The sequence below is a fragment of the Oryzobacter terrae genome (assembly GCF_042756445.1).
Lineage (GTDB): Bacteria > Actinomycetota > Actinomycetes > Actinomycetales > Dermatophilaceae > Oryzobacter > Oryzobacter terrae.
Genome location: NZ_CP170578.1, coordinates 2,112,248 through 2,125,489, shown reverse-complemented (window position 1 = coordinate 2,125,489; position 13,242 = coordinate 2,112,248). Strand labels below are relative to the sequence as shown.

At 72.6% G+C, this 13,242-nt stretch carries 7 protein-coding genes; 4 read left to right on the top strand and 3 right to left on the bottom strand.

Translation table 11 applies throughout. The features are described 5' to 3' along the window. Positions 1 to 3: 3 nt before the first annotated feature. Positions 4 to 1,158, top strand: coding sequence for an App1 family protein (locus tag ACFWN3_RS10045; protein ID WP_377639157.1), 1,155 nt, complete (start codon positions 4 to 6; stop codon positions 1,156 to 1,158). A gap of 154 nt (positions 1,159 to 1,312) precedes the next feature. On the opposite strand, the gene ACFWN3_RS10040 is transcribed toward ACFWN3_RS10045, so the two are convergent. Genes ACFWN3_RS10040 through ACFWN3_RS10030 form a run of 3 tightly spaced genes read right to left on the bottom strand, consistent with a single transcriptional unit; the run spans position 1,313 to position 9,358 of the window. Continuing rightward, positions 1,313 to 3,775 carry a beta-galactosidase gene (locus tag ACFWN3_RS10040; protein ID WP_377639155.1) on the bottom strand — a complete coding sequence of 821 codons (2,463 nt, stop codon included), beginning with the start codon at positions 3,773 to 3,775 and terminating at the stop codon, positions 1,313 to 1,315. Positions 3,776 to 3,800: 25 nt separating this feature from the next. After that, positions 3,801 to 5,984, bottom strand: a complete 2,184-nt coding sequence (locus ACFWN3_RS10035) for a glycoside hydrolase family 3 N-terminal domain-containing protein (protein ID WP_377639153.1) — start codon at positions 5,982 to 5,984, stop codon at positions 3,801 to 3,803. Positions 5,985 to 5,986: 2 nt separating this feature from the next. After that, positions 5,987 to 9,358: a cellobiose phosphorylase gene (locus ACFWN3_RS10030; RefSeq protein ID WP_377639151.1), complete on the bottom strand. Its 3,372-nt coding sequence runs from the start codon at positions 9,356 to 9,358 to the stop codon at positions 5,987 to 5,989. Between the two features lie 169 nt (positions 9,359 to 9,527). On the opposite strand from ACFWN3_RS10030, the gene ACFWN3_RS10025 reads away from it, so the two are divergent. The 3 genes from ACFWN3_RS10025 (at position 9,528) to ACFWN3_RS10015 (ending at position 13,240) form a co-directional block, all read left to right on the top strand. Then, on the top strand, positions 9,528 to 11,210 hold the full coding sequence (locus tag ACFWN3_RS10025; RefSeq protein ID WP_377639149.1) for an ABC transporter substrate-binding protein: 1,683 nt from the start codon (positions 9,528 to 9,530) through the stop codon (positions 11,208 to 11,210). 105 nt (positions 11,211 to 11,315) lie between these two features. Continuing rightward, positions 11,316 to 12,305: an ABC transporter permease gene (locus ACFWN3_RS10020; protein ID WP_377639147.1), complete on the top strand. Its 990-nt coding sequence runs from the start codon at positions 11,316 to 11,318 to the stop codon at positions 12,303 to 12,305. Beyond that, entirely contained in the window at positions 12,302 to 13,240 is a 939-nt protein-coding gene (locus ACFWN3_RS10015; RefSeq protein ID WP_377639145.1) for an ABC transporter permease, read from the top strand. Before ACFWN3_RS10020 ends, ACFWN3_RS10015 begins: the two co-directional genes overlap by 4 nt. Positions 13,241 to 13,242 lie beyond the last annotated feature (2 nt).

Below are 13,242 nucleotides of genomic sequence, written 5' to 3'. Positions count from 1 at the left end.
CACGTGCCGCGACCGCATGCCGCAGCAGTCCTCGAGGACGCCTACCACGCCCGGAAGGCGAGCCTCCTGGAGTCGCGCGGCTGGATGACGAGGGTCGTCCCGTCCACGGGGTACGGCAGCGTCACGCAGCTGCGGGTCTTCGGGCGCGTCATCATGACCCGCGGCCTCCCCGAGGACGAGCCCGACGAGCCGACGTACGCGGCCCGACTGCGCGCCGTCGAGCTCGAGACGCGCGGCTGGCGCGCGTTCGTCGCGACCCCGGCCACCGACGAGCCCGTGACGGTGCGCGTCAACGGCCGGATCATCCCCACCCGCACCGACCGCGGCGGCTACATCGACCTCGCGGTGCGCGGTCACGGACTCTCGCCCGGCTGGCACCGGGTCTACATCGGATCGCCGCGGGCCGAGACGATCGACGTCCCGGTCCTCGTCGTCGGGACGACGGTGACGCACGGCATCATCAGCGACATCGACGACACCGTCCTGTCGACCTCGCTGCCCCGGCCGATGATCGCGGCCTGGAACACGTTCATGCGCTCCGAGGGCGCCCGCAAGCCGGTCGCCGGGATGGCGACGATGTACCGCGAGCTGCTCGCCGAGCGGCCCGACACGCCCGTCGTCTACCTGTCGACCGGCGCGTGGAACACCGCGCCCTCGCTCACCCGGTTCCTGCGCCGCAACGGGTACCCGGCCGGGCCGCTGCTCATGACCGACTGGGGCCCGACGAACACCGGCTGGTTCCGGTCGGGGCAGGAGCACAAGAAGGCCCAGCTGCACCGGCTCGCCCGCGAGCTCCCCCACGTCAAGTGGCTCCTCGTCGGCGACGACGGGCAGCACGACCCCCGGATCTACACCGAGTTCGCCTCCCGCAGACCCGACCATGTGCGCGCCATCGCCATCCGCGAGCTGTCGCCGGGTGAGCAGGTCCTCTCGCACGGGGTCCCGGTGGCCAACGACGACCTCAACCCGGCGCCCACCGAGGACCTCGAGGTGCCGGTGCTCCGGGCGCCCGACGGGTACGGGCTGGCCTCTCAGGTCCGCGGCGTGTGGCGGCAGGGCGACGTCCCGGTCCGCAGCCTCGCCCGGCACGCGTCGGGAGCGGTCACCTCGCTCGACGACCCGCCCGAGTGGCTCCTCCCCGACCCCGACGACCGCTGACGCTCGCGCCGTTCACCCCCATGGCGCGGGAAACTCCTGAATGACGCGGGTGGTCCCGAGTCCTGGCGGAATTCCTGCGTCATCACCGTGACGGCGCAGTCGTTCCAGAGGTGAGGGAGTCGCAGAACGCACCAGGGGGCGCTTCGGGAGCGGGTCAGGCGCGGGGGGAGGCCTCGATGTGGAGGTCGGGCTCCGCGGGAGTCGGGTCGACGAGCGTGGAGGTCGTGTCGAGCCGGACGACGAGCGTCGCTCCCTCGTGCGGGGTCACCCGGACGGTGCCGTCGGCGAACGGGGTGATGTCGTAGCCGTCGTCGGGCAGGACCGCGGTCCCGGGCGCGATGTCGACGTGGCCGGGCCCGTCGCCCACCGCGAGCAGCGAGCAGAACCGGATGGCGCCGTCCTCGACGCCGGCCACCTCTCCGGAGCCGCCGATGAGGCGGACCCCGCCGACGTCGAGCCCGAGCGGCAGCACGTGGCCGGAGCGCGCCGGCACGTGGAGGGGCCGGCCGTCGAAGAGCTCCACGCCGTCGACGGTCACCGTCGTGGGCATCGCAGCGCCCGAGATGTTGATGAGGTGGAGGGCGCGCTGGCCGTCCTCGGAGGACGTCGTCGTCGTGATGACGCCGGGGAACGGGGTCGTCGTCGAGACGCCCGGAGCCGCGCCGAGCGCGGCCAGGGCTCGCCCGAACAGGTCGCGGTTCGAGGGCAGCTCGGCGGCGAGGACGACGACGCGGCCGTCCCCGAGGGGCACGTCGACCCCGCACACGGTGCCGTAGACGTCGGTGAGGACGACGTCGCCCCGGTTCGGCCGCAGCTCCTGCCGCCAGCCGACGCGCATCTCGGGCCAGGGGGCCGCCCAGCCGTGCGCGACGACCGACGGGAAGTAGTGCCCCGTGTCGCGCACGACCTCCCCGTGGCCGAGGTCGAGGGCGTCGGCGAGGACGTGGCACGGCGTTCCGTCGAGGTCGAGCTGCGGCACCGGGCCGAGGAGGAGGACGCGCCCGCCCGCCTCGGCATGGGCCACGACGCGCTGCTGCACGACCTCGGCCAGGTATCGACCCGTCCCCAGGGCGAGGACCGATCCCCGTCGCGGAGAACGCTCCTCGAGGTGCACGGCACCGAACCGGTAGCCGGCCATGAGGAGCGAGCGCACGAGCACCCGGCGCTGCCCGGCGCCGCGGTGCTGCGAGAGGTCGTCGACGGCGTCGCCCATCAGGGCCGACCCCGGGTGGTGGTACTCGGTCGCGTAGGCGTCGAGGACGAGGCCGAGCTCGACGTCGTCGTGCTCCTCGTCCATGACCGCCAGCCATGGCTCGTTGGCGTTCACCGCGTGGACGGTCCTGGCGGTGGCCTCGAAGGCGAACCCGCGCTGGCCCTCGGGACCGACCGGGGCGGCGGTGCCGTGGCGCTCCCCGGTGAACGACAGGCGGTCGTTGCCGTCGTCGACGACCTCGTCGAGGGGCGGGTTGATGCCCCCGGCGAAGAGGTAGTAGTTGATGAGGCGGTTCCCCTGCGCCAGGCACAGGCGCGTCTTGAGGTCGGCGGTCGAGGGGTCGTACTGCATCTCGGCCCCCGCGCCGTAGTCCCCCGAACCGGCCTCGAACTCCAGGGAGGTCAGCGGCTGGTCGGCGTCGTGGACGGCGTCCATGTAGGCGTTGATGACGTAGAGGTCGCTCATCGTCGTCAGCGTCGCCTCACCCATGTAGTGGTCGCTGCCCGAGACCATCCCGGGGATCCCCGAGTACGTGTTGACGAGCTGGCTGATGCCGATGGGGAACGGGGTGCCGCTGCCGCCCTCGGTGCCGTGGATGTTGACGGCGAACGGCACGTCGCGCACGCCGAGCCCCTCGGCCATCGCGCGCAGGGTGAGGACGTAGTCGGCGAAGCGGTCGCGCATGAACTCCCCGAGGTCGCGGCGCAGCGGTCCGGCCCACTCCTCGGAGGGCGAGCGCACGGCCTCCGCCCAGCCCTCTCCGCCGGGGGCCACCGGGTAGGGCCCGGCGCCGTCGTACTTCTCGTCGACCCACCGGCCGAGGTGCTCGAGGAGGTGGTCGGTGAGGTCGGGGGAGTTGGTGACCCAGGCGAGCATCCCGACCTCGTTGTCGAGCTGGACCATGACGACGTTCCCGCCGTGGGGCTGCAGCCGCGCCGCGATGAGCGGCAGGACCGCCTCGTACCAGCGCCGGGTCTCCTCGAGGAAGGCCGGGGCGAGGTAGTCGACCGTCCGCGAGGGCGCCGGGGCCCCGTCCCAGCCGACCGGGACGACCTCGGGGTGCTCGCGGTAGACGCGGAACGGGATGCCCTCGTTCTTCAGCTCGGCCATGACGAACGGGCCCGGCCGGGCGATGAACATCAGGCCGCGCTCGGCGCACAGGTCGATGAAGGCGCCGACGTCGCGCTCGGGGCGGGTGCGCCCCTCGACGTCGATCGTGCCGTCGGGCAGCTCGTGGAACACCCACGGGATGTACGAGGCGACGGCGGTGAGGCCGGCCTCGACGACGAGGTCGAGCCGCTGCTCCCACTCCTCGCGGGCCACCCGGAAGTAGTGCACCTCCCCCGCCATGACGATGCGGGGGGTGCCGTCGACGACGACCTGCTTGTGGGTCAGCTCGATCACGGGATCTCCTGGCAGGGGTGGAGGGTCAGGCGGTCAGGGTGAGGGTGACGGGACGCAGGGTCGCGGCGTCCGGGCCGGTGAGGAGGACGACCTCCCCGGCGTCGACCCGCTGCGTGAGGTCGCGCCCGGTGTAGGCGAAGTCGCCCGGGACGACGGCGAGCTCGACGTCGGCCGACGCCCCGGGTGCGAGGTCGACGGCGCGCCACGCGACGAGCTCGACCTCGGGCCGGGTCACGTCGGCGACCGGGTCGTGGGCGTAGAGCTGGACGACCTCGCGGCACGGGCGCTCGCCGGTGTTCGCCACCCGCACGGACACGGTGACCGAGCCACCGTCGACCGGGATCGAGGCCGACGACAGCGACGGGTCGCCGTAGTCGACGGTCGTGTACGACAGCCCGCGGCCGAAGGGCAGCCGGGGGTGGGTCAGCGCGTCGCCGTACCGCCCCTCCCATGGGTCGCGGTCCGCCCTGATGGGGCGGCCGGTCGGGCGCCCGTGGGTGCTCGTCGGGATGTGCCCCGTCGAGAGCGGGAAGGTCATCGGCAGGCGTCCGTGCGGCTCGACGTCGCCGGTGAGGACCTGGGCGAGCGCGGTGCCGGCCTCGACCCCGGGGTGCCAGACGACGACGACCGCGGCCGCGAGGTCGAGGACCTCCGTGAGGTCGAGGGGCCGTCCCGTGTAGACGACGGCGACGACCCGCTTGCCGAGCGCCGCCACGTGGCGCAGGACGTCGAGCTGCCCCGGGGGCAGGCCGATGTCGGTGACGCAGCGGTCCTCGCCCGAGCGGCTGCGGTGCTCGCCGAGGAGCATCACCGTCGTGTCGGCCCGGCGGGAGACCTCGAGGACCTGGTCGGCGTAGCGGCCGTCGAGGACGTCGAGGCGCTCGCCGTGCGTCACGCCCTCCTTCTCGCCGAACCGCGCCCGCAGGGCGTCGGCGGGGGTGACGACCTCATCGCCGCGTCCGTCGAGGACCCAGGTGCCGAGGAGCGCGTCGCCGTCGTCGACGAACGGACCGGTGAGCAGCACGCGGCCCGAGTCCTCGGACAGCGGCAGCACGCCGTCGTTCGCCACGAGGACGTGCGCGGCGAGGGCGGCCCGCAGGGCGACCGCGCGGGTCTCGGACGTCGGGGCGGGGGACCCCTCGAGGTCACCGGCGTAGGGGCGCTCGAAGAGGCCGAGGCGGACCTTGAGGCGCAGGACGCGTCGGACCGCGTCGTCGAGGAGGCCCTGCGCGACCTCGCCGGCGCGGACGAGGTCGGCGAGGTGGGCCGCGTAGGCGCCGCTGCACATGTCGAGGTCGACGCCGGCCTCAATCGCCAGACGCGCGGCCTCGCGCAGGTCGGCGGCCACCCCCTGGCGGACGAGCTGGCCGACGCCGTCCCAGTCGGCGACGACGACGCCGTCGAAGCCCCACTCGCCCTTGAGGACGTCGCGCAGCAGCCGGCGGTGCGCGTGCATCGGCGTGCCGTCGACGTCGTTGAACGCCGCCATGACCGTCGTGACCCCCGCGTCGACGGCGGCGCGGAAGGGGCGCAGGTGGAGGTTGCGCAGGGTGTTCTCGCCGACGGTGACCGTGTTGTAGTCCCGGCCTCCCGTCGACAGGCCGTACCCGACGAAGTGCTTGGCGCACGAGGCGAGCCGGCGCCGGTCGGTGAGGTCCACGCCCTGGAAGCCGCGGACCATGCCGGCGGCCAGGCGCCCCGCGAGGACCGGCTGTTCGCCGAGCGACTCCGCGACGCGACCCCACCGGGGCTCCTCGGAGAGGTCCATCATCGGCGCGAAGGTCCAGGCGACGCCCTCGAGCGTCGCCTCCCGGGCGGCGATCTCCGCGGCCTCCTCGGCGAGACCGTCGTCGAAGGACGCGGCGAGGCCGAGCGGGATGGGGAAGACCGTGCGGTGGCCGTGGATGACGTCGCGGCCGAACAGCAGCGGGACGCCGAGACGGCTCTCCTCGACCGCGATCCGCTGGGCGGCGTCGATGTTGCCGACGAGGACGCCCTCGTCACGCTCGTTGCCGGCGGTGGCCCCGGAGGCGAACAGGCTCGAGGAGACGCCGCCCTCCCGGATCGCCGACACGTCGTCGGGCGCGAGGTTGGCGACCTGGTGGGTCTGGCCCACCTTCTCCTCGAGCGTCATCGCGGCGAGGAGGGCCTCCACGCGCTCCTCCGCGCCGAGCTCGGCATCGAGCCACGGACGGTCGCTGCTCGTCATGGTCAGAGCGTCTCCACGACGACGTCGGGCCCGTCCTCGCCCGCGGACCGGGCGGCGACGGCGGCACGGAGGTCCTCGAGCCGCACCGAGACCCCGCCGTGCCGGTACGGGTTGTCGAGGGTCGTCGTCGCGAGGTCGGTGCCGCGGGAGGTGACACGGGTGACCCCGTGGCCACTGCGACCCGGCCGGACCAGGACGTCGAGCGTCCCCCCGTCGAAGGGCACCGTCGCCCGGAGCCCACCGAGGCCCGGGTCGACGACGGGGTCGAGCTCGACCGCGACGCCCCGGCGCCGGATGCCGAGGAACACCTCGACGACGAGGCGCAGGAACAGCCCCGGACCGGAGGAGTAGACCCGCCAGCCGCCCTCGAGGGGCACCTGTCCCTCGACGAGCGCGGGGTAGCGCTCCTGGGCGTCGTAGCGGTCGGTGAACGCCCCGTCGGAGGACGAGAAGTACGTCGTCGACTGGCGGGGGCGGGCGGGCCCGACGAGGTCGACGGCACCGCGCGGCGTGGCCTGGGCGAGGGCGCGCAGCAGTCGCTCGCCGTGCCCGACCCGGGCGAGGGCCTCGGCCCAGCGCAGGTGGGCGTGCACGTACATCAGGCCGATCTCCCGGCCCCAGAACGTGCTGGCCTCGGCGCGCTGGAAGACCGACATCGGCCCGCCCGCGTAGGCGACGGGACGGTCGAACAGCCGTGCCCCGTCGGGCCCGAGGAGGTGCTCGTCGACGAGGGCGAGGTGGTGCTCGGCCTGCTCGGAGGTGAGGAGGTCGGCGCTGACGGCGTGGACCCACGGGAGGATGCCGAAGGTGAGGCCGGTCCGGTCGTCGCGGGGGTGGACGAGCGGCTCGCGCCGGCCGTCCTCACCGTGGAGGACGTAGCCGGGCAGGACGTCGTCGGTGATCAGCTCGTGGTGGATGGCGTCCTCGGTCGCGTCGGCCAGCGAGGCCGCGCGCTCGGCGAGCTCGGGCTCGGCGCCGACGGACCGCAGCCCGTTGGCGAGGGTGCGCAGGGCCTGGGTCTGCAGGACCGAGGTCCACACCGAGACGAGGTTGCTCGCGAGGTGGGGGTCGGCCGGCTGGAGGGAGTCGTTCCAGTCACCGTGGCCGTACGCGGGCAGCGGGGAGCCCGCGACGGTTCCCTCCTCGATCCGGCCGACGGCGCGGGCGAGGTGCTCGGCCACCCGCAGCGGCGCGGTGGGGCCGTCGTCGTCGACGAGGGGGACGAGGACGTCGAGGAGGTCCGGCTCGCCACTGGCCAGGAGGTGCTCGCCGGCGGCGAGGAGCGGCCAGAACACGACGTCGCCGTGCGAGTCCTGCTGGCCGGAGGTGGGCAGCGGGGGGAGGAACTCGAAGGCTTGCGGCCAGTCGCCACGGGCGTTCTGCGCGCGGAAGACCCGGCCGAGCAGCTCGCGGACGACGTCCTGGCGGTCGAGAGCGGTGAGCAGGCCGACCGGGCCCTGGCAGACGTCGCGGGTGCCCCAGCCGCCACCGGTGTACTGCTCGAGGCCGCGGGGCGAGAGGTAGTGGACGAGCGCGTCGTGGGCGAACCACGGCAGGGCGTTGCTGATGGGCGCGAGGAGCTCGGCCCGGTCGGCAGGCGCATCGGAAGCACGCAACGCCAGGGTGTGGGCGGCGCTGTCCCAGAACGGCTCACGCGTGGTCGCGCCACCATGGGCGGGCGAGACGGGCGCCGTGCCGGCTCCCGTGGTGCGCAGGGTCCAGACCCGTGTCGGGTCGACGGTGAGGGTGACCCACGAGCCGTCGCGCGAGGCGTGGTCGGCGTGCAGCGGCGCGTCGTCGCCGACGCGGGTGTCGCCGCCGTCCCACTCGAGGAGCCAGCCGTCGGGGCCACCGACGGTGACCGACGACGGGCCGTGCGTGACGCCCTGCCCGCCGGCGATCGCGAGGGCGACGAGGAGGCCGCGGGGCGACCCGGCGTGGACCCGCACCGTCAGGGTGAGCTCGTGCCGGTCGGCGGGGGCGCCGGAGGTCACCTCGAGGACGAGGCCGTCGACGGCGTAGACCCAGGTGCAGCCGTCGAGCGCGACGCGCCAGGCCGACGGGGTGCCGAGCAGCCGCGGGCCGTCGTCGGTGTCGACGAGGACGCGGGCCCCGTGCGCCCGGTGCAGCCCCACGTACGAGCGGCGTCCGGTGAGCAGCGGGTCCCGGCCCACGTGGCCGCGGGTGACCTGCGAGAGGAAGGTGCCGTCCATCCAGACGGTGCTCGTGAGCCCGTCGGTGTCGGGCGAGAGGGTGTCGCCCGTGCGGAGCAGGTGGCCGTGCGGGCGCAGGACCGCGAGCTCCTTGGCGGCGAGGACGACGTGGCCCCCGCTCGCCGACCAGGCCCACGGCTCGCCCGTGGGCGAGGTCTCGACGTCACCGACGGGGGCGAGGTCGAGGGAGGCCAGCTCGTCGGTGGTCAGGGGGCGGCACTCGAGCGTGGGGACACCGGAGAACACGGTCGGCACGACGGGGACGCCACCCGCGGGCGTCGAGTCGTCGGAGGGAGCGACGGTCTCGGCCGTCGCCACCCCGAGCCAGCGCGCGTCCTCGGCGCCCGTGGCGGCCGGGTGGTCGGCGAGGACGACGCCGACGAAGCCCGTGCGGTGGACGGCGCCGGGCGCGAGGGGCACCGGCTCGTCCTGGAGCACGGCCAGGGTGTGCTCGTGCTGGAGCCGGGTCGAGGGCAGGACCGAGCGGTCGAGCCCGGTCCACGTCGTCCCGGTCGCGGTGCGCTCGACGACCTGGAGGGCGTCGGTGGCCCAGCCGGTGCCGTGCCGCAGCGAGCCGAGCAGGAGCCAGGGCACCGAGGTCCCGGGCATGTTCTGTCGCACCGCGAGTGCCGTGCCGCGCGAGGTGGCCAGCGGCGAGACGTCGAGGTACTGGGCGACGTAGTACTCGTTCGTCGCGACCGCCGCGGGCGAGGCCAGGGCGGGGTCGTGGGTGAGGACGAGGTCGACGACGAGCTCGCGGTCCCCTCTGTTGACGACCGAGACGTCCCAGCTCCACGAGGCGTGCCGGGCGTCGTCGGAGCCACTGCCCTCGGCGTCGCCGGACCCGGGGCGGAAGGTCACCGTCCAGTCCAGGCCCGACCACGACCCGTGCAGGTGCACGACACCGTCGCCGGTGGACACGACGCCGCCCGACGCAGGGCCGAGGAGCGGGGCCCACCGGGCCCGGTCACCGTCGAGGACGCGGAGGAACAGGCCCGCCGGGCCGGCCTCGAGCTCGCCGGCCGGATAGAGCAGGAGGCTGTGCCCGAACGCCTCCAACCGGGCGGGCGACCCGTTCGTCGTGAACTCGGCGACGAGTCCCTGGGGGCTGTCGACCCGGGGCCGCGGCGCCGGGACCTGGGCGGTCTGCTGAGGCTTCACGACGTCATGCCTACCAGCGCCGACGTCTCCGCACCGAAGCGAAAAGCCTTGTAAATAAATGAAAACAGGGGGGTGCAATGAAAGTAGTTTCATGGTTTCACAGCCCCCTCGGCGAGCGTCGACGCCCCTACGTTGGCCATCGACACCACCGCTCAGGAGGTCTGCAACGATGCTGACTCGATCGACGTCCCTCGCCGCCGCCGGCGGCCTGCTCGCGAGCCTTGCGCTCGCCGCGTGCTCGGGGGGAGGTGGCACCGCAGACGGCGGCTCCGGTGGAGCAGCCGGCGACGGGATGGTCGCGCAGCTGACCTTCCCGGCCGAGGTCCAGGGCGCGGTCGGCGGTCTCGGGAACTTCAACCCGTACTCGCCGAACCCCCTGACGACGTTCTGGCTCTACGAGCCGCTCATCATCAAGAACGGCCTCACCTGCGAGGAGACGCCCTGGCTCGCCAACAAGGCCGAGTGGAAGGACGACAAGACCCTCGTCATCGAGGTCCGCGACGGCGTGAAGTGGAGTGACGGCCAGCCGTTCACCGCCAAGGACGTCGCCTTCACCTTCAACCTCATGAAGCAGTACCCCGGCATGGACAAGGCGGGGGTGTGGACCGAGACGTTCGGCGCGCCGGCCGACTCGGTGACCGCCGAGGGCAACACGGTGACGCTCGCCTTCTCGGGCAACGCCGCGGCGAAGTACGACGAGATCATCAAGCAGAAGATGCTCCCCGAGCACGTGTACTCCAAGGTCGGCGACCCGACGAAGTACATCGACAAGAAGCCGGTCTCGACCGGCCCGTACAAGCTCGGCACCTTCAACGGCCGCCGCCTCGTGCTCGACCGTCGCGCCGACTACTGGCAGGCCGACAAGGTCAAGGTCCAGAAGATCGTCCAGGAGGGGCAGTACGACGCCTCGCAGGCCGCGCTCAAGCTGCGCGCCGGCGAGCTCGATGCCTACTGGGGCGAGATCCCCAACCCCGAGAAGACCTTCGTCTCCGCCGACAAGAAGACGAACAAGTTCTACTACGCCCCCAACGGGATGACCGTCCTCACCGGCAACCTCGAGAAGAAGCCGTTCGACGACGTGAAGTTCCGCGAGGCCATCTCGTACGCGATGGACAAGGAGGCCATGTCGCTCAAGGCCACCTACGGCGTCATGAAGCCCGCGAGCCAGACCGGGCTGAAGCTCCCGTCGATGGAGAAGCTGCTCCCCGACGCGTACAAGGGCCAGGACACCGTCCTCCCGTACGACACGGCCAAGGCCAACCAGATGCTCGATGCCGCCGGCTACGCCAAGGGCGCCGACGGCAAGCGCACCCTGCCCGACGGCTCGCCGCTCGCGGTGAACTTCACGGTGCAGGCCGGCTTCATCGACTACCAGGCCATCGCCGACGTCATCGCCAAGGGCATGAACGAGGTCGGGGTCGCCACCAAGGTCACCGCCTCGGCCCCGGAGTCGGTCGACGACCAGAAGAAGACCGGCAACTTCCAGGTCCTCCTCGAGTACCTCCACGGCGGCTGCGAGCTGGCCCGCAACATCGGCGCCAAGCTCTCGAGCAAGCAGTTCCCGAGCGAGAAGGAGATCCTGCCCAACGTCGGCCGCTTCTCCGACCCCTCGGTCGACGCCACCGTCGACGCCCTCTCGCAGGCGACCGACGAGGAGACCCAGCGCACCGAGGTCGGCAAGCTCGTCGACGTCATGATGAAGCAGTACCCGGTGACCTCGCTCATCTACGCCCCCACCCGCCTGATCTACCGCACCGACAAGGCGACCGGCTGGCCGAGCGAGCAGGACCCGTACGCCAACCCCTCGGACGACCGGCTGCTCGTCCTCACCCGGCTCACCTCGCCGAAGTGACCCCCTGACACCGTGCCGGGACGCGCGACCCGCGTCCCGGCACGGTTCCCACCGCACGACGCAGGAGCGAGGGCGGGCCCTCGCGAGACCGACGGAGGACGAGACGTGAAGTACTTCGCCCGAAAGGTGGGCTTCTTCCTCGCCACCCTGTGGGCCGTCGTCACCCTGAACTTCATCATCCCCAGGCTCCAGCCCGGGGACCCGGCGGAGATCATGGTGCGACGGCTCGCCGGCAAGGACAACGCCCTCGACCCGGCGCAGGTCCAGGCCATGCGCGCCATGCTCGGCACCCCCGACGGGTCGCTGTGGGAGCAGTACACCGCCTACCTCAACGACCTCTTCCACGGGGACTTCGGCCTGAGCTACACGTACTACCCGTTCCCCGTCAGCGAGGTCATCGGCCAGGCCATCTGGTGGACCGTCGTCCTCGTCGTCGTGACGCAGATCCTCGCCTTCGTCATCGGCATCGTCCTCGGCACCTACGCCGCCTGGCGCCGCAACACGAGGATCGACTCGGTCGTGACGCTCGGCTCGACCTTCCTCGGCACCCTCCAGCCGTTCTGGATCGCCCTGCTCCTGCTGTACGTCTTCGGCTACACCCTCGGGGTCCTGCCGACGTCCGGTGGGTACGCCGCTGCGACACCGGGATTCAACGGGCCCTTCATCCAGGAGGCCATCACCCACTCGCTGCTCCCGGCCCTGTCCCTCCTCATCGTCGCCCCGGTCGGGTGGGTCCTCGGGATGCGCAACACGATGATCATGAACCTCGGCGAGGACTACATCCGCCTCGCGAAGGCCAAGGGCCTGCCCGAGCGCCGGATCGCCCTGCGCTACGCCGCCCGCAACGCCCTGCTCCCGAGCGTCACCGGCTTCGCCCTCGCCCTCGGCAGCGTGCTCGCCGGCGCGATCCTCGTCGAGACCGTCTTCGACTACCCCGGCCTGGGTCGCCTCATGGGCGAGGCCGTGGGGGCCAAGGACTACCCGCTGCTGCAGACCCTCATGCTGCTGACCACCGTCGGCGTGCTGCTGGCCAACCTCGTCGCCGACCTGCTGTACGGCGTCCTCGACCCCCGTGCGCGAAGGAGCGAGTCGTGACCACCACCCCAGCCTCCGACCCGATGCGGGTCGGTGACGTCGACCAGGGCCAGGCCACCGCCGCGGCCGAGGACGTCAGCGACGCCCAGGCGCCCGACGCCTGGTGGAAGATCATCTGGAGCAGCAAGAAGGCGCGCGTCGGCATCGTCATCGTCGGCGTCTACATCCTCCTCGCCGTCTTCGCCCCGCTCATCGCCCCGCACGACCCCGCCAACGCCGACTTCGTGCCCCTCGCCGGGCCGAGCGCCGAGAACTGGCTCGGGACGACGACGAACGGGCAGGACATCGCCTCGCAGCTCATCTACGGCTCGCGCGTCTCGATGCTCGTCGGGCTCTTCGGCGGGGTGCTCGCCACCCTCATCGCGCTGCTCATCGGCATGGTGTCGGGCTACGCCGAGGGCACGCTGCTCGACGACGGGCTGACCTTCGTCACCAACGTCGCGCTCGTCATCCCGGTGCTGCCCCTCATCATCACGCTCGTCGCGTACGCCGAGACGCGCGGTGTCGGGCTCATCGTCGCGGTCATCGCCATCACGTCGTGGGCGGGAGCGGCGCGCGGGAAGCGCTCGCAGATCATCACCTTGCGCAACCGCGACTTCGTCACCGCCGCGAAGTTCTCCGGCGAGAGCACGTTCCGGATCATCTTCCGCGAGATCATGCCCAACATGACCTCGTTGGTCGCCGCCGGATTCGTCGGCGCCGCGACCGGTGCGATCGGCGCCGAGGCCGGCCTGGCCGTGCTCGGCCTCGGGGACTCGCGACGGGTCTCGTGGGGCACGATGCTCTACCAGGCCGACGCCCAGGGGGCCATCGCGCAGGGCCTGTTCATCTGGGTCTTCGCGCCGGGCCTCGTCCTCGCGCTCCTCATCACCGCCATGTCGTTCCTCAACTTCGGGGTCGACCTGCTGAGCAACCCCCACCTCCGGGAGGACTGAGC